This is a genomic window from Dysgonomonas sp. Shenzhen-Wh21 (genome assembly GCF_043392705.1).
Lineage (GTDB): Bacteria > Bacteroidota > Bacteroidia > Bacteroidales > Dysgonomonadaceae > Dysgonomonas.
Genome location: NZ_JAIXHZ010000113.1, coordinates 37,242 through 54,031, shown reverse-complemented (window position 1 = coordinate 54,031; position 16,790 = coordinate 37,242). Strand labels below are relative to the sequence as shown.

General features: G+C 35.8%; 17 protein-coding genes. 4 read left to right on the top strand and 13 right to left on the bottom strand.

Going from position 1 to position 16,790, the window contains the following annotated elements; genetic code table 11:
- Positions 1–4: 4 nt before the first annotated feature.
- The 3 genes from LDB17_RS07340 to LDB17_RS07330 form a co-directional block, all read right to left on the bottom strand.
- Positions 5–1,030, bottom strand: a complete 1,026-nt coding sequence (locus LDB17_RS07340; protein WP_252636854.1) for a low specificity L-threonine aldolase — start codon at positions 1,028–1,030, stop codon at positions 5–7.
- 132 nt (positions 1,031–1,162) lie between these two features.
- Complete coding sequence (locus LDB17_RS07335; protein WP_252636856.1) at positions 1,163–1,573, bottom strand: hypothetical protein; 411 nt, start codon at positions 1,571–1,573, stop codon at positions 1,163–1,165.
- A gap of 51 nt (positions 1,574–1,624) precedes the next feature.
- A complete protein-coding gene (locus tag LDB17_RS07330) occupies positions 1,625–2,098 on the bottom strand; it encodes a hypothetical protein (RefSeq protein ID WP_135104974.1) in 474 nt (157 codons plus the stop codon).
- Between the two features lie 567 nt (positions 2,099–2,665).
- On the opposite strand from LDB17_RS07330, the gene LDB17_RS07325 reads away from it, so the two are divergent.
- A complete protein-coding gene (locus tag LDB17_RS07325; protein WP_252636858.1) occupies positions 2,666–3,802 on the top strand; it encodes an adenylyltransferase/cytidyltransferase family protein in 1,137 nt (378 codons plus the stop codon).
- 113 nt (positions 3,803–3,915) lie between these two features.
- On the opposite strand, the gene LDB17_RS07320 is transcribed toward LDB17_RS07325, so the two are convergent.
- A complete protein-coding gene (locus tag LDB17_RS07320) occupies positions 3,916–5,010 on the bottom strand; it encodes a Gfo/Idh/MocA family protein (RefSeq protein WP_252636860.1) in 1,095 nt (364 codons plus the stop codon).
- A gap of 82 nt (positions 5,011–5,092) precedes the next feature.
- Complete coding sequence (locus LDB17_RS07315) at positions 5,093–5,998, bottom strand: TIGR01777 family oxidoreductase (protein ID WP_252636862.1); 906 nt, start codon at positions 5,996–5,998, stop codon at positions 5,093–5,095.
- Positions 5,999–6,273: 275 nt separating this feature from the next.
- Here LDB17_RS07315 and LDB17_RS07310 point away from each other — a divergent pair, with 275 nt between their 5' ends.
- Positions 6,274–6,741, top strand: coding sequence for a MaoC family dehydratase (locus LDB17_RS07310; protein ID WP_006843122.1), 468 nt, complete (start codon positions 6,274–6,276; stop codon positions 6,739–6,741).
- 78 nt (positions 6,742–6,819) lie between these two features.
- Here the strand turns inward: LDB17_RS07310 and LDB17_RS07305 are convergent, their stop codons facing one another.
- Entirely contained in the window at positions 6,820–7,500 is a 681-nt protein-coding gene (locus LDB17_RS07305) for a hypothetical protein (RefSeq protein WP_252636864.1), read from the bottom strand.
- 200 nt (positions 7,501–7,700) lie between these two features.
- Here LDB17_RS07305 and LDB17_RS07300 point away from each other — a divergent pair, with 200 nt between their 5' ends.
- Entirely contained in the window at positions 7,701–8,363 is a 663-nt protein-coding gene (locus LDB17_RS07300; protein ID WP_252636866.1) for a DUF2461 domain-containing protein, read from the top strand.
- 14 nt (positions 8,364–8,377) lie between these two features.
- Here LDB17_RS07300 and LDB17_RS07295 read toward each other — a convergent pair whose 3' ends face one another.
- The 5 genes from LDB17_RS07295 to LDB17_RS07275 all read right to left on the bottom strand — a co-directional run bounded on the left by LDB17_RS07295 (position 8,378) and on the right by LDB17_RS07275 (position 12,132).
- Entirely contained in the window at positions 8,378–9,022 is a 645-nt protein-coding gene (locus LDB17_RS07295; RefSeq protein ID WP_252636868.1) for a hypothetical protein, read from the bottom strand.
- 307 nt (positions 9,023–9,329) lie between these two features.
- Positions 9,330–9,713, bottom strand: coding sequence for a DUF3037 domain-containing protein (locus LDB17_RS07290; RefSeq protein WP_252636870.1), 384 nt, complete (start codon positions 9,711–9,713; stop codon positions 9,330–9,332).
- Complete coding sequence (locus LDB17_RS07285) at positions 9,691–10,473, bottom strand: HipA family kinase (RefSeq protein WP_252636871.1); 783 nt, start codon at positions 10,471–10,473, stop codon at positions 9,691–9,693. The genes LDB17_RS07290 and LDB17_RS07285 overlap by 23 nt, the downstream gene beginning before the upstream one ends.
- 399 nt (positions 10,474–10,872) lie before the next feature.
- Complete coding sequence (locus LDB17_RS07280; protein ID WP_252636874.1) at positions 10,873–11,523, bottom strand: hypothetical protein; 651 nt, start codon at positions 11,521–11,523, stop codon at positions 10,873–10,875.
- Between the two features lie 375 nt (positions 11,524–11,898).
- Positions 11,899–12,132, bottom strand: a complete 234-nt coding sequence (locus tag LDB17_RS07275; RefSeq protein WP_252636875.1) for a hypothetical protein — start codon at positions 12,130–12,132, stop codon at positions 11,899–11,901.
- Positions 12,133–12,855: 723 nt separating this feature from the next.
- On the opposite strand from LDB17_RS07275, the gene LDB17_RS07270 reads away from it, so the two are divergent.
- Positions 12,856–13,686, top strand: coding sequence for a glycosyltransferase family 2 protein (locus LDB17_RS07270; protein WP_252636877.1), 831 nt, complete (start codon positions 12,856–12,858; stop codon positions 13,684–13,686).
- Positions 13,687–13,706: 20 nt separating this feature from the next.
- Here LDB17_RS07270 and LDB17_RS07265 read toward each other — a convergent pair whose 3' ends face one another.
- Together LDB17_RS07265 and scpA are read right to left on the bottom strand one after the other, a co-directional pair.
- Positions 13,707–14,162: a hypothetical protein gene (locus LDB17_RS07265; protein WP_291105145.1), complete on the bottom strand. Its 456-nt coding sequence runs from the start codon at positions 14,160–14,162 to the stop codon at positions 13,707–13,709.
- A gap of 467 nt (positions 14,163–14,629) precedes the next feature.
- The gene (scpA, locus tag LDB17_RS07260) at positions 14,630–16,777 is read right to left on the bottom strand and encodes a methylmalonyl-CoA mutase (protein ID WP_252636881.1); all 2,148 of its coding nucleotides are present in this window, start codon (positions 16,775–16,777) and stop codon (positions 14,630–14,632) included.
- Positions 16,778–16,790: the final 13 nt, after the last annotated feature.

Below are 16,790 nucleotides of genomic sequence, written 5' to 3'. Positions count from 1 at the left end.
TTGTTTATAACGTCTTCAGATCTTCGATAAACTCATCTACAATAGACTCAGGAGTAGCCCAGGAAGTAATAAATCTCATTGCAGAATGATTATCATCAACAACACTCCATGTAAGAAAGGAATAGTCTTTTTGCAGACGACTTATCACTTCATTCGTTAATATTGGAAATATTTGATTGGTATCAGAGTCTATCAGCATAGCATAGCCTAAAGCCTTGAATGCAGCAGCCATTTTCGCAGCCATTTTATTTGCATGGGCTGCTAAATCAAAGATCAGGTTACCTTGGAGCAGTTGATCAAATTGCACTCCCATCACCCTACCCTTTGCAGTAAGAGCACCTCGCTGCTTAAGGTGATATTTGAAATCTTTGTCTAACTCACGGTTTGTTATAACAACTGCCTCTCCTAACAGAGCTCCACATTTTGTACCACCAATATAAAACACATCAGTAAAAGCTGCAATATCAGCTAAAGTCATATCATTAGATTCAGCAGTCAAAGCCATAGGTAAACGAGCACCGTCCATAAACAAAATCAAATCATTTTCTTTGCAGAAAGAATAAAGATCAGATAACTCTTGCTTTGTATATATAGTTCCCAATTCGGTAGAATTAGAGATATAAACAACTCTTGTACGAACAACATGATGTCCGCGAAGCTTATTCAAGAACGGTTTGATATCCTGTGAACGCAACTTTCCATCAACAGTTGGTGCAGCTTCTACTTTATGCCCGGTTGCCTCTATTGCTCCAGTTTCGTTTACATAAATATGCCCGGTTGTAGGAGCCACAACAGACTCAAAAGGACGCAGAATAGAAGATAAAACGACTAAATTTGCCAAAGTTCCGCCAGCTATCAAATGCACTCCGACATTCGGTTTGTGTGTTAATTCTGCAATCATCTTAGCTGCACGCCGCGTATATTCATCATCTCCATATCCAGATTGTTGTACGAGATTGCTTTCTACAAGAGCATTTAACACAGAAGGGTGGCATCCTTCAGAGTAATCATTCGCGAAACTATACTTCATTTTATTTCTTTATTATTTTTCGAGTGTAAATTTAAGTATAAAGAGAGAATATTGATTAGAATATATAGAAGGAAATATAAAGTCCTTACAAATAAAAAAACATCCTAAATTAGGATGTTTTATAAATTATATTCAGACTCTTATATCTCGAACAGGAACTTCCCTGACATTAATCTTAGGGATAGGAATCTTCAAATCCAAATCACGAACCACCTTCTGTTCTTTCACCACCCCAACATCTGTATCCTCTACACCAAAGTCAGCGATCGCATTTTGCACAAAACTATCTATTTTATGGAAAGGAAGAGGCAGAAGCTCATGCTTATATAGCTTCTCTATCTCTATGACTCTTGTTTCTTTGTTCTTTATCCAAACAAGAACCTTTTTTATCTTTGTAAATAAGCTTTTAACAGTGAGATCTGTAATTAATATTTCGTAGCAACCAATGCTTTTTGATATATGACTCCCACTATCGTTGACAGTATATCCGGCTTCAGTTATCTCCTTGATATACTTTTTTATATATGGTGAATATCTTTTCATGAGTTATTATAAAATGTGGGTTAATAGTTAAATTTTAAGGAATCGTACTTTCTATACAATCATCAGGGTAGATTTATTTGCTATCCCTACTGCATAATCTTCAAAAACAGGCGAAATTTCATTCTGTTTTCCGTTTTCGAAACACCCCCTGACTTTCTCATACGCTAAGAATGACATTTCAAATTCGGGTTGACCTGTAACTAATATAGGTTGATCTAAACGATTATACCAATAGTATTGTCCTCCAAACGTTTTTCTTGCCACTTCAAATACGTAGGCTCCAATTTTTATTATCATCTTCCTTTTAGTCTCTGAGTCAGCCTTTTTATAAAACACAATGCTATCCTTTATTATAAGGTCAACTTCACGCAAACTTTCGATAGTAAAATCAAGCTTAGCATCATCCTTAAACTGTTTGACTAATAGGTTTGCATTTGCAGACATGTCATCAGTAAATTGCTGTCGATCATTATCCGTTATTTGTGCTATTTCTTTCTTTTTTCGCAGAAAATCAAATAATCCCATTTCTTCGGTGTTTATGTTCTACCTCTACAAAATAAAATATAAACAAACGCATACCCTAAAAACAACTATAGAAGTCATAATGTTTAAAAGATACAACTTTTGAAAAATATTTTATAAAATAACAGTTTCGTAAAAAACAGAGAAATATTCTCTTATTCTTACACTAACGTCCGGCAACACATAATTATATATTAAAGCTTTACAGCTCTTTTTTCAATCTCTCGGCTTTTTTCGAAACAAACATCATACGTTAATTTCATATTAAAGAATAATGTGCAAGTATATAATGAATATAAAAAAGCCTATATAAAGCAACTAATATTGCAAAAGAGACAAAATACAAAACATATTCTTAGTTTTTTATATGAGAAAATCAAGTTCTATATAAGGTCATTAATAGCTAATATCAGTTTGTCTTCTGCAAATTTAATGTATTATAGTAATGAAACAAACTTTATTGAGGAAATTTGTTAAAAAAAAGACATAGTCACCTATCCTAGAAGGAGCAATAATTAGTGAAAAAGATATATATTTACATACTATAATTCGAACATGAAAATATAAAATATGAAAAAGGTTTTTGTAAGTGGGTGCTACGATATGCTCCATAGCGGCCATGTTGCATTTTTTGAAGAAGCTGCCGGTTACGGAGATTTATATGTGGGGATAGGTTCCGACAAAACAGTAAATGAACTAAAAGCCCGAAAAACCATAAACAACGAGCAGGAGCGCCTATATATGATAAAGTCTCTTCGGTTTGTAAAAGATGCCTGGATCAATAAAGGAAGTGGCATACTTGACTTTATTGATGACCTGAAGGAACTGAAACCCGACATCTTCTTTGTTAACAGTGACGGACACAGCGCCTTAAAAGAACAGCTATGCAAAGACCTTCATATAGAATACATCGTAAGCAAAAGAATCCCCCACGCCGGATTACCAACTCGCTCCACAACGGCTTTGCGTGAAGAATGCAGAATTCCTTATAGGATAGATCTGGCAGGAGGGTGGCTTGATCAACCAAATGTAAGCAGTCTATATCCGGGAGCTGTACTTACAATATCTATTGAGCCCGATTATGACTTCAACGACAGGAGTGGCATGTCAACCAGCTCACGTAAAAAAGCCATAGAACTCTGGCAGGTAGATATTCCGACGGGAGATAAAGAAAAACTTGCTAAAACCTTGTTCTGCTTCGAGAATCCTCCGGGAACAAAATATGTAAGTGGCTCACAGGATTCATTGGGAATCGTTCTACCCGGACTAAACAAACTATATTACGACGGGGATTTTTGGCCATCGCATATAGAAAAAGTATTGGATGATGAGATATTATTGTGGCTAGAAAAACATTTGTGGCTTGTACCATTATATCCACGCCACCAAGACTATGATGTCCTATCAAACACAAATATTACACTTGAGAATGCAAAAAGATTAAGCAATGCTGCTGATAATGCATGGAAGTCACTAAAAGAAAAAGATATAAAAAAACTAGGTGAAGCGATTAGAGAAAGTTTCGAAGCTCAAATAGTGATGTATCCGCACATGGTATCGGACGATATTCTCGAAGTTTTAAACAAATATAAATCATCCGCTTTAGGTTGGAAGTTAAGTGGAGCCGGTGGCGGTGGTTATCTAATTTTCGTAAGTGAAACACCTATAGAAAATGCAATTCAGATAAGAATAAGAAAAGCCGAATAAGAGACATAGAATAATTAAAGGGACAGATATCAATAAAGTATCTGTCCCTTTCTATTTTAACAAAACCCATCGAGCTACAAGCCCAAACAGGTCAGATAATATTTAATTCGTATTTACTGAAGCTTAACAGCCTTACCCGTAGCATTACTCTTTATAGCTGCCTCCAATATTTCAACGACAATCAGGTTATTTTCCAAAGAAGACAAGTCTGTTGATTTTACTTCTATGTCTCCTCGCACAGCAGCTTTTAGGTAATAGAAAGAATCATTGTATGGCTCTTGCAAAGCATCTGCAACCATTTTAGTATCTTTGTTTCCTGAAAAGAAACGCATATCCTTTGCATTATCCTGATATAGGGCTCCTTTATTTCCATAAATATGCATATCCTTTCTGCCAAACGGCCAGTTCCATGAAGCCATAATAATGGTAGTTACCCCCGGATATTCGAGAACTATGGTAGCATCATCGTCCACTTTTGGATACACATCGGGCTTCTGATGCTGCAATACGGCTGACACACTCACAGGCTTTTTTCCACCCATAAGCCATGTGCTCAGATTCGCGCCATAGCATCCAAAATCTATTACAGCTCCTCCTCCATTTTTCACAGGATCGGTCAACCATTCTAAAAACTCAGGGCCACACCCAATCTCTACAGGCCCGGAATGTCCATCATATACATTTATTCGGGACATCTTACCTACAGCTCCATCTTTTTGAATCATATCGTATGCCTTATGATTGGCAGGATACCATGTCGTTTCATAGTTGGTAAGAACCATAATATGATATATCTGTGCTAGTTCAGCCATTCGCTTAGCCTGCTGTACAGTAGTGGCTAGAGGCTTTTCTACCATCACATGGATACCTCTAGGGGCACACGCTTCTACCACCCGAAGGTGATCATATATAGGTTCATAGACTATTACGGCTTCCGGTTTTGTCTTGTCAAGCATTTCGTCCAAATTCTGAAAGAAAAGCTTTTCGTCAACTTTAGCCCGCAGCATTTTATTATTCCATAGCTGCGTGTTTTTTTCGGCAACTCCCACAACCTGAAAATCACCTCTATCCAGACGTGACAACACTTCCCATAGATGTCCATGAGACAGACCCACTACTCCAAGTCGCAAAGGCTTGTCTTTTTGAGCAAAAAATGGCAAAGCAAGAGAAAAGAAAATAGTAAGCAGAAAAATCTTTGTTAATTTCATTATTCAAGGGCATTATTATAAAAGATAAAAAAGAAATATCGATCAATTGTATTCAACTCTGCTTTTACCTTCAATTGACGAGTTATATTTTCTTGACTAATATATCAGCCAAAGCCTCATCAATATGTTCGAAGGCAAAACGGTAATGTTTATCCAATAAATGTTGAGGAATAGCACGTTGCCCATCGATAAGCAATGTTGCACTTTCACCCATCATCATTTTTATCACAAATGATGGTATTTTAAATAAACATGGACGAAATAAAGTGCGTGACAACACTTTTGCAAAACGCCTATTGGTAATCGGATTAGGAGAAGTAAAATTAAAAGCTCCTCTTGCTTCGGGAGTGTCTATCAAAAACAATATACCGTTAACCATATCTTGGATATGAATCCATGATATATACTGGCTTCCGGATGCTATTACAGCACCAAGCCCCAGCTTAAAAGGAAGAACCAGCTTGGGCAACATTCCCCCGTCTTTAGATAAAACGATACCTGTTCGCAGGATACATACGCGCGTATGTCTGTTGTCTGCAGCCATTGCCAAAGCCTCCCATTTCTTGCATAGCAAATGAGTAAACCCTTCTCCGGGTTCCGAATTTTCATTTATTGCATCGTCATCCTGAAGTCCGTAATAACCAACAGCAGATCCTGAAATAAATATAGACGGAGGAGTGTTGCTCAATTTGATCAGTTCGGTTAAACGACGGGTTATATCCCAGCGACTATCACACATGCGCTCCTTTTGCTTTGCTGTCCATCGTTTACCGGCAATAGATTCGCCCGCCAAATTTACGATGACATCGTAACCATCTAACGAATCTAGTTTATCTAATGATTGACAATATTCGACATCTGATCCCAGCTTTTGTTTTGCTTTGACTACATCTCTGCTCAAAACCGTGATCTTATGATTTTGCACTAATAAGGCCTTGACTAATAACGTACCGATTAACCCTGTACCTCCTGTAATAAAAACCCGCATATATATTTATTTAATACTAGAATGTTTATTGGACACAAACTACCTGGATCAACACACTATACAGAATGCATAGTTATGCAAATCTACATATTTATTCTTATTATTTTTTAATATCACTCTTTATAAAATAATAATTTTGTAACTAAACTAAATTATTTGCTAGGATGGAATATATGAGTAAAATATTATCATGTTTTTCATCCAAAGCCATATTTATTTGGTGATCTCGGTTAATATCAATAATTTTATAGACTGTTTGTTAATAAACCATTCTTATGAGTAAAGTTATCATTAATTCGTATCAAGACTTTGAACAATATGTAGGTAAAGAACTTGGTGTTTCTGATTACCTTAAAATTACACAAGAACGTATCAACCTGTTCGCAGAAGCTACACTAGACTACCAATGGATTCACGTAGATGTAGAAAGAGCTAAAGTAGAAAGCCCTTTTAAAAGCACTATCGCACATGGTTATCTGATGGTTTCAATATTACCTTATCTATGGGATCAGATCATAGAAGTAAATAATATAAAAATGCTTATCAACTATGGCATTGAAAAACTAAAATTCAATCAACCCGTAGTAGCAGGTAACGAAGTTCGCCTAAGAGTAAAATTAGACTCACTCGTTAACTTAAGGGGTATTGCCAAAGCTGAGATAAAAGTTGTATTGGAGATAAAAGATTCTCCTAAAAGTGCATTGGAAGAAACTGTTATATTCCTATATCACTTCAACAGTTAAGAACAAGCACCGTTTGAAATAAAATAAGGAAGGTATTTGAGATCTCAAATACCTTCCTTATTTCTTTATAAGCTTACATTAATAATCGCCAAAAGCATTGTAATCACCATAAACTGATGTGTTGATGGGCTTCACCTCATGCTCTGCCTCACTTAGGATATCTCCGGAATTAGCATCAATCTGAAGCATTTTATACTTAGAACCTTTTTGCAGCTTAATTCCCCACTGATGCGAATTATCATTGTACCACACAATAAAAGACCAGTTCTGGCTTCCTGCCAGAGTATTTATGTAGCCTTTATCTTCCAGGGTTTTAAGCAAACTGTTATAACCAAAAGCGCCTCTGTATAGATCATAATTGATGACACTACAGTTTCCCCGCTCATCACATTCAAGCCATTTACCGATAGGAAACTGATGAGGCAAATATATTCCTTTTCGTTTTAAATTTCCACTGGGATAAAACTCTTTGAATATACGATATACAGCAGGCAAGGGCGGCACTTCATACACCTCTATAGGTAGCCCTTTACGGAGGTTCGATATACGTTTTTGCGTACCGTCCGCTTCGGTATAAACATAATCAAGGCTACCTGATTGCGCCACCTGATTGCGAAAAGCATTCATATCGAACTTTTCGTAGCTAAGAATCACTTTCTGACGAGGGTATATCTCTACTTGTACACTATTTTGGCTATACAGTGCGCTATGGGCACAAAAAAAGGTGAGTAAGAAAAATGATATTCCTATTTTTTTCATTTTAAGTATGTGTTTTGGTTCAGTTTGTGTTGTATATTTCTTCAAATATATAAAATTTACAATTAAAAAAAGAAGCTCTTGTTGAAAATTAGAATATCTTTATACTGATAAAAAGCTAGTTAAAGATATATCTGATATAAAACTACTTAGAATATCGTTTTCAATAGAATATCATGTCTATATCTCAAAAGAATAAAATTATGCTAAAAGAAGATACGCTAAAATTCCTTCTGGAATTAAAAAAGAATAATAATCGTGAATGGTTTACTGAAAATAAATCGTGGTACGAACGTGCCCGCAAGGATGTTGAATTATTGGTAGGAGAAATGGCATTAAAAATAGCAACATTCAATCCAGAAATTGGACATATCGATCCAAAGAAATGTCTTTTCCGTATCTATAGGGATGTTCGCTTCTCACAAGACAAATCACCATACAAAACTCATTTTGGTGCTATTTTTCGCGCTCGCACAGCAGATCAGGCATCAGGCTATTACATGCATATCGATCCCGAAGAACTATTCCTCTCTTTAGGATATTATATGCTTGATGGTACGCAACTAAAGAAAATAAGACGTGGTATCTATGAAGATTTTGACACATTCAGTGATATATTGAACGATAAAAGCTTTAAACAAGAAATAGGAGATCTATATCGTGACGAGGATACACTTCAACGTGTACCAAATGGATTTGACAAAAACCATCCTGCAGCAGAATATCTAAAGCTCAAACGCTTCTATGTATGCAAACCTATATCTAAAGAACAATTATTGAGTGAAGATTTTGCAGAATACGCCGCTAAAATATATAAGATAATGCATCCATTAGGCGAATTTCTGAGCGATATTGTAAACGAATAAAGGCGGCAAAAGCATTATTCTAGTACAACATTTGAGAAGTATGCTGTTTCTAAAATATTTTCTTCATGTGAACAGATAAATATCCCGATGTAACATTTAGCAGGCAGTTGTATTTCTATCTCATTATCGGCTATTTGAGGAGTTAAACTTGTTCCGGTCTTCATCCTAAAAAAATTCCCTTTACGCTCAAATTGTATTTGACTAGGAGCTCTATTGGCTGAAACAAGCTCTTCTGTAACGCCACCTTTAACCATCCTGTATTGCAAGGAAGTAAGCCCGTCTCCATGAACGGCAATATCGGCATAGCGAGAATCGGCATCTAATGTCTCTCGAACTTGTATACCAATCTTGCGATGAGTATTTACACCGTCTCCTTCGAACATAATGTTTGCCCGCAAAACAAAGTCCCCATCTTTCTCTAGCCAGGCAAAATGAAAAGCATCTACTCCACCCCACATATTCGCTCCTGCTCCCTTTAGTGTATAAATACCTTTCAGAGAATCATAAGACATCGAACCTTTGAGCTTACAGTCACCGATATCCGCAGATTGAATAAACAACTGTATCCTTTCGCTCTCCTGCCCTCCTCTACAGCCGAACAAAATTGCAGTGTATATTAAAAGAGACATTGAAAGTATAGCCAATGTAGATATTTTCATCGTATTATAAACTCGTATTTTAGGTTACAATGGTATATTACAGAATAAATATATTACTCTTTTGTAAACAAGAAGGATTGGTTTTTCTTTATTTTCTGGTATTGTATACTACTTAATCATAAATATAATACAATCCTCAAATATAACCAAACAAAACCCTTTTATATAATCTTATCCTTTTCCAGACTGGATATATATTATTAAACACAAGAATATAGCATCTGTTCAGATTATCTCATCACTATTACAGTAAAAGTGATGTAGTTTTTTATAAATTCGGATAGAAAATGACTTACTCTTTTATCAATCACAGAACTAATTCGTTGTATAACCTCTCGAAAGTATCATCCAAATCGTCTGAAAATCCCGAACGAGAAACAGATGTTTGTATAGAAGTGCTACGAACGGCTGTAAGCCAACGGTACCGATCCGATATTTCGTAAGATGCAATTTTCCCCCCTGCTCTTGTTCCGGAGCATATTTTATCAAACACTTCTAAATTGATAGATAATGATTCTAAGTCTAACTCAGACGAAAACAAACGTAACTTATTCTCATCTAACACATAACGAGCCTTTATATATTTAGCCCTTTTGCAGTACATAATAAGCCCAACATTGATAAACTCTTCGCGTTCTACCCTTGGCACAACACGAATAACAGCATATTCATAGAAGTGTTTCCCTGGCATGTTGTGCTTCTTTTATAAATATTTCTGAATGTACCAATCTCTCCTTCAGGAAGTTTACATATATCTGACGTATATCTGCGGGAGTTTCACCTTCCTCACCCCAATGCAACCAATCATCGGGCAACAAAGCAACAATCTCTTCTATTTTCTCCGGTACAAGAATCTCTCTAAAAGCCTTATCAACCTCCTCCAAATCTGAAGCATAAGGCAGCAATACATGATCTTTAACCTGAGTAAAAGGACTTAGTGCATACTTCTCCCAATTTACCCACGAGTGGTGAAAATAAAGCGACGCTCCATGATCGATAAGCCATAGTTCTTTGTGCCACATCAGCATATTCGTATTTTTGGTTGTGCGGTCTACATTTGTCAACAGGGCATCCATCCATACTATCTGAGAGGCTGTTTTACGATCAATCTGCACAGCTACGGGATCGAAAGTTAACGCTCCTGACAAAAAATGCAGCCCCATATTTAAACCACGGCTAGCCTGCAAGAGGTCTTGTATCTCTTCATCACCCTCAGTACGACCAAAAGCCTCATCCAGATTGATAAATACTATTTCCGGAACACGAAAGCCGAGTGCTTGGGCAATAAGACTACCAACTAATTCACTAACTAGCATTTTTGTACCATGCCCGGCCCCTCTAAATTTGACAACATATTTGAATCCATCGTCACCTTCTGCCAGTGCAGGCAAAGAGCCTCCTTCGCGTAAAGGAGATATATAGCGTGTAACATTTACTGTCCGTAATTCCATTTTCAATAACGCCCCTTCCTTTTTTATTATTTACTTAGTTCGTGTTGATAAAGATAAAAAATAGTCAGCAATTATTCCTTATTGTTGTATATTATTAATGTCTGTAGATCGCATGTCTACTAATAAAAAAAGCCCACAACATCACGTCGTAGGACTTTCTCATGCCTTAACACAAACTTTACAAAACTACATGTTATATAACCATAAGTAGTAGAATAAAGTTCAATTTATTTTGTTAATTAACTATATTTCCTTATGTATTTTTAGAACATAAACATTTTAAAACGCCTTAACAAACAAACACTTAAATAGAAACAAAACAGAAGTTTATAATCTATTTTTATATTACAACTTAAAGTTGTCTGAATTTTAGGAAGTCGTTCATCTTTCGATCAGACATTATAGGGACTGAACAGTGTTTTGTAAATAGGCGACTGAAATATTTTCTTCGATAACATACCTAATCTTTATAAAAGCATGCAGTAACTCCAGATGATTTATCTCCAACCGCGGTTTATCCTTCTGATTATATTGTTCTTTGATCTTATAATTTGATAATTGAATATATTGATCGTAGTATTTGTATACCATGCTTATATACTTATTATTCAAGTCTCTTTCATAGAGAAGATTATCTTTCGACTGGTATACAAAATCTCCAAACAAATTAATAAAGCCTATAAATTGGGTTATTGACTCATCGTAGAAATCATTCCCCCGTATATTATTTTCTATTTGTCCTACATTATAAGATTCGACATACTCAGGTATGATATTTCCAAAGCAAGCTAACCAATTCATCAAATTGTTTGGTTGTTGAATTTTATCTATATTCTTCAGTAGTGTCTCTTTTATCTTCACTAAATCAGTAACAGCAAAAATACATCCTGATTTATCAAGCATGAAGGCATGACGTCCCTCTACATCCGTATCACTATACCAAACCATATACAATGGAAAAGTATAATTCTGCGAACAATACTTGATAATCCAAATACTAAATGATGAACAGATATCATCAAATGAATCTATTTTTACTTCACGAATCATCTCAGAGTAGATAATCTAAAATCCCTAGAAAATGTAAAAGCTCTTATCTTAATCGACTAGACTTTATTATAAGCCATTTATAATAAATCTGATCACCTAAAAAAATAACAGTTTTTTATAGTATTTCACTTCTTATAATACAAATATAAGAGATCATTTCACCTTTTACAACTTTTTGAGAGAATCCTGAATATAAGGGTATCATTTTTAACGATAATCACCTTCAAAGGATTAATCGAGAATGACAATAAAAATGCCTAACCATATCTGATATGATTAAACATAATTCTTATAATATAAAAAGGAAAGGAGGAAAGTCTTTTAAAAGTGTTCTTTACACCAAAGATCTTAAACCCTTATATTAGAGATATTTAATTAGCTCTGAACTAATGATATAAAATCATTAAATTTAAGAACTACATCCGGATATTCTGTATCTTTAATATAGTGCGAAATTTTCACTTCTTTTTTATTGAAATCAAAATCCAAATCCGATAAGTTCAGTGTAATCTCTGTATCAGTTTGCCTATCAATATTTTTCACAAGTCTCTCTCTTACTTTTTGCGATTTTGCTATTCCCTCTTTAAATATTAGAAGTGTTTTAGTCATCGTCTATTATTTTTTATTTAAAATCTTCCGATGGCAAAAATAATTTTTTTAAATAAAACTAAAAAACATGATACTAATTAGTTATTAACAATATAACGCTTTTAACCAAATTGAATGCCTTCCTATACTATTTTATTTTACAATCAAAAATTACATTAGCCTATATAAATTACACACAGACTACACCTAACTACCAATCATAGCACAATATAGAATGATTAAAAACAAGTATAATTTTTCTCTTTTTTTATATCAAATCACTTGATAATATAAAAATAAAAGTTACTTTTGTTATTAATTACACGAGGTATTGAAGATTAAAACATAAGGGAAACTTTTACATAAATTTATTAAAACTGCATAACTCTCTATTTTCCTACCAAGAAAAGATTTGTTATTCACAGTAAATAAGAAAAACTATAATTCCCTCTTAAAAAAGATATACAATTTTATGTCTATAGTATAGATAAAATTGGAATAAGTCAAAAAGCTAAATGTTTTTTGGAGTAGGAATATACACGAAAGTAATTTATGTATATGCAGACGCCTGACATTAACACAGACAATTTAGCAAACTGCAGGCGCAGCCTCCTTGAGTATTCAAGGAGGCTTATTTAAAGCTCATTTCATTTAGTTACTACATCATAGTTGATATATACTTTTTTACTGTAATTTTGTCTTACAAAAAGGTCATACTAAAATCTACAGGCTATATATTATAAGATGAGAAATATAAAACCTCAAAGTATAGGGATTGTCATATCAACTTACAATAATCCCGAATGGTTAGAAAAAACCTTATGGGGATATACTCTACAGACTCACAATACATTCGAATTAATCCTTGCAGATGATGGCTCGGGTGAAGACACCAGAGAATTAATAGATAAATTCAGGAATAAATATTTCCCGAACATAAAGCACATCTGGCACACAGATGAAGGTTTCAGAAAGTGCAAAATACTAAACGATGCCATAGTAGCTTCAGAATCAGAATACCTTATATTTACAGACCACGACTGTATCCCTCGAAAGGATTTTATTGAGACTCATTTAAGATATGCCGAAAAAGGATATTTCTTATCTGGCGGATATCCCAAATTACCGATGGAGACCAGCAAAGCTATTAATTATGAAGATATCATCTCCGAAAATGCATTCGATATTAAATGGCTAAGACAACACGGCTTGAAGAGTTCTTTCAAGAATACTAAACTCTTAAAGTCAAAAACCTTTGCTTCATTTATGAATTTCATCACACCCGCAAAAGCCTCATGGAATGGCTGCAACTCATCAGGATGGAAAGAAGACATGCTGGCTATCAATGGTTTTAACGAGTCTATGCAATATGGTGGATTGGACAGGGAGTTTGGGGAACGACTGGTTAACATGGGAATACGTTCTAAACAAATCAGATATTCAGCCATTTGCGTACACCTGGATCATTCTCGCCCATACAAAAACAAGGAACTAATAGAGAGAAATAAAGAAATACGCCGTAACGTAAAGGCAAATAAAATAATAAAAACACCGAACGGAATAGAAAAGCTTTGATCCTTAAAGCAAAGTATATCTTATTTATAGGCAACCACCTGTTTTAGAACATCGGCAATACTATTATCTGAACCAAAGATAAAGAGATAGCGATAGCTACCATTGTATTTAGGAGGAGCCTGAGTCAAATCCTTATTCAATCCGAAGCGATAAAAATATTCGGCAAACAAAACATTGTCGGAGATTTTAGAAAAGTATAAGTTTGGTGTTTCCTCAGCAGAACCAAAGAGCTTAACCAATTCGCGAGAATATTCTTTTGTAAATCTATTTGTATTATCAATGCTATCAATACGAGTTATGCAGTCTAACGAAGACTCGCCATTCTTCTGGAAATATTTCCAAAATGGGCTTCTTTCCATAAACATAAGTGTATCCGAAACTATATAGTCACGCTCTGAAGTCTTAGAGTCTGACAGCAAATAATCATAAGCAATCTTATATCTTTCACCATTATCACCTAAAACATTCTGAGCCATTAAATTTACACTCGAACAAAATATAAATAAAAGTATAGCAAATCTCATTTTTCAATAAAAATTATCACAAATAAAACACATTAATCGATTCTTTAGATATCAAATAAGTATAAAAAGCATCAAATTAACACATAACAGAAAGACAAATTTATAAAAATTATTTATAAATCCTAGCCATTTCTATTCTACAATCATATTTTCTTTACGCTCACTCCAGCTATCCACCCCATCAATATACTGCAAAATGCAATATGATGTACATTATACATCACTTCTATAAAGGATCGCTATTTTCTATAGAGACTAAAACCAAACAATAAAAAATGACGACTATTACACTATTTTACTCTTGTTACTTTCAGGTCACCCTCTATTATGAGATAAATAGAATGAAATATGATACAAAAAAAGAGCTGCCTTATTCCGGGCAGCTCTTTCATATAATTATAGTTTGATTTTAAACTAAATTATTCAGCTAGCAAAATATGTAAAATCTGTACAGCCGCTTTGGTTACTGATGTACCAGGACCAAAAATAGCAGCCACACCCGATTTATACAAGAAGTCATAGTCTTGAGCAGGGATTACACCTCCTGCAATAACGATGATATCTTCTCTACCAAGTTTCTTAAGCTCGTCTATAACCTGAGGCACAAGAGTTTTGTGACCGGCAGCAAGAGACGAAACACCAAGTACATTTACGTCGTTTTCTACAGCCTGACGGGCAGCTTCTTCCGGAGTTTGGAACAATGGTCCCATATCTACGTCGAATCCGCAGTCTGCATAACCTGTAGCTACAACTTTTGCACCACGGTCGTGTCCATCCTGACCCATCTTGGCAATCATGATACGTGGTTGACGACCTTCTTTCTTTGCAAACTCTTCCACAAGTGCCTTCGCTTCATGGAATGTTGGGTCTTTTTTACTTTCTGATGAATACACGCCTGATATAGTTCTGATTACTGCTTTATAACGTCCAACAATCTCTTCGCAAGCATCGGAGATTTCTCCTAAAGTAGCACGCAAGCGCGCAGCTTCAACTGCAAGCTCCAACAGGTTACCTTTCTTCGTTGTCACACATTCTGTGATAGCAGCTAACGCTTTCTTCACAGCTTCGTTGTCACGTTTAGACTTCAAGTCGTTCAAACGTTCGATCTGTTGACGACGCACTTCGGTATTGTCAACATCAAGAATATCGATAGGATCTTCTTTTTCGAGGCGATACTTGTTGATACCAATAATTGCTTGCTGACCAGAGTCGATTCTAGCCTGAGTACGAGCAGCAGCTTCTTCGATACGCATCTTAGGAAGACCTGTTTCGATAGCCTTAGCCATACCACCCAGTTTTTGAACTTCCTGAATCAAATCCCAAGCCTTATGCACAAGTTCGTTTGTTAGTGTTTCCACATAATAAGAACCAGCCCAAGGGTCGATCTCTTTACATATTTGAGTTTCTTCCTGAATGTATATCTGAGTATTACGTGCAATACGAGCAGAGAAGTCGGTAGGCAATGCGATAGCCTCATCCAATGCATTTGTGTGCAAAGACTGAGTGTGTCCCAAAGCAGAAGCCATAGCTTCGATACAAGTACGTCCAACGTTGTTGAAAGGGTCTTGCTCTGTCAACGACCATCCTGATGTCTGAGAGTGAGTACGCAATGCGAGAGACTTCGGATTTTTAGCACCAAAGCTCTTCACAATCTTAGCCCACAAAAGACGTCCGGCACGCATTTTGGCAATCTCCATAAAGTGGTTCATACCAATAGCCCAGAAGAATGACAAGCGAGGGGCAAACGCATCTACGTCGATACCTGCATCGATACCTGCTTTAAGGTATTCCATACCATCGGCAAGCGTATATGCTAACTCGATATCGGCAGTAGCTCCCGCTTCCTGCATGTGATAGCCCGAGATAGATATAGAGTTGAACTTAGGCATCTTCTGAGATGTATATTCGAAGATGTCAGCGATAATTTTCATTGAGAATTCCGGTGGATAGATATATGTATTACGCACCATAAATTCTTTAAGGATATCATTTTGTATAGTACCCGCCATTTCTTCCAGCTTAGCACCTTGCTCCAATCCTGCATTGATATAGAATGCAAGAACAGGAAGTACCGCACCGTTCATTGTCATAGATACCGACATCTGATTCAATGGAATACCTTCAAACAAAACTTTCATATCTTCTACCGAGCAAATAGACACCCCGGCTTTACCAACGTCACCTACTACACGAGGATGGTCGGCATCGTATCCACGGTGTGTGGCAAGGTCAAACGCAACAGAAAGACCTTTTTGACCCGAAGCCAAGTTACGGCGATAGAATGCATTCGACTCAGCAGCAGTAGAGAACCCTGCATACTGACGGATTGTCCAAGGACGCATAGCGTACATACCCGAGTATGGTCCACGCAAGAATGGAGGAATACCTGAAGCATAGTTAAGATGCTCCATCCCTTCCAAATCTTCTTTTGTATAAACAGACTTAACAGGAATGAGTTCGGGTGTCATCCAGTCAGCTTCTATACCATTATCAGCAGCCCATTTTGTAGCGTCTGTAGCAACAAAACCCGAACTGTTGATATCAATGTTTTTGAAATTAGGTTTCATATTTATTTTTTAT

Bases quoted from the DNA above. Each gene is read 5' to 3' on its own strand.
- LDB17_RS07280 (WP_252636874.1), bottom strand. From the start codon at position 11,523: ATGATTCGTGAAGTAAAAATAGATTCATTTGATGATATCTGTTCATCA.
- LDB17_RS07285 (WP_252636871.1), bottom strand. From the start codon at position 10,473: ATGGAATTACGGACAGTAAATGTTACACGCTATATATCTCCTTTACGC.
- LDB17_RS07340 (WP_252636854.1), bottom strand. From the start codon at position 1,030: ATGAAGTATAGTTTCGCGAATGATTACTCTGAAGGATGCCACCCTTCT.
- LDB17_RS07275 (WP_252636875.1), bottom strand. From the start codon at position 12,132: ATGACTAAAACACTTCTAATATTTAAAGAGGGAATAGCAAAATCGCAA.
- LDB17_RS07315 (WP_252636862.1), bottom strand. From the start codon at position 5,998: ATGCGGGTTTTTATTACAGGAGGTACAGGGTTAATCGGTACGTTATTA.
- LDB17_RS07310 (WP_006843122.1), top strand. From the start codon at position 6,274: ATGAGTAAAGTTATCATTAATTCGTATCAAGACTTTGAACAATATGTA.
- LDB17_RS07325 (WP_252636858.1), top strand. From the start codon at position 2,666: ATGAAAAAGGTTTTTGTAAGTGGGTGCTACGATATGCTCCATAGCGGC.
- scpA (WP_252636881.1), bottom strand. From the start codon at position 16,777: ATGAAACCTAATTTCAAAAACATTGATATCAACAGTTCGGGTTTTGTT.
- LDB17_RS07270 (WP_252636877.1), top strand. From the start codon at position 12,856: ATGAGAAATATAAAACCTCAAAGTATAGGGATTGTCATATCAACTTAC.
- LDB17_RS07290 (WP_252636870.1), bottom strand. From the start codon at position 9,713: ATGCCAGGGAAACACTTCTATGAATATGCTGTTATTCGTGTTGTGCCA.
- LDB17_RS07335 (WP_252636856.1), bottom strand. From the start codon at position 1,573: ATGAAAAGATATTCACCATATATAAAAAAGTATATCAAGGAGATAACT.
- LDB17_RS07265 (WP_291105145.1), bottom strand. From the start codon at position 14,162: ATGGCTCAGAATGTTTTAGGTGATAATGGTGAAAGATATAAGATTGCT.
- LDB17_RS07320 (WP_252636860.1), bottom strand. From the start codon at position 5,010: ATGAAATTAACAAAGATTTTTCTGCTTACTATTTTCTTTTCTCTTGCT.
- LDB17_RS07300 (WP_252636866.1), top strand. From the start codon at position 7,701: ATGCTAAAAGAAGATACGCTAAAATTCCTTCTGGAATTAAAAAAGAAT.
- LDB17_RS07330 (WP_135104974.1), bottom strand. From the start codon at position 2,098: ATGGGATTATTTGATTTTCTGCGAAAAAAGAAAGAAATAGCACAAATA.
- LDB17_RS07295 (WP_252636868.1), bottom strand. From the start codon at position 9,022: ATGAAAATATCTACATTGGCTATACTTTCAATGTCTCTTTTAATATAC.
- LDB17_RS07305 (WP_252636864.1), bottom strand. From the start codon at position 7,500: ATGAAAAAAATAGGAATATCATTTTTCTTACTCACCTTTTTTTGTGCC.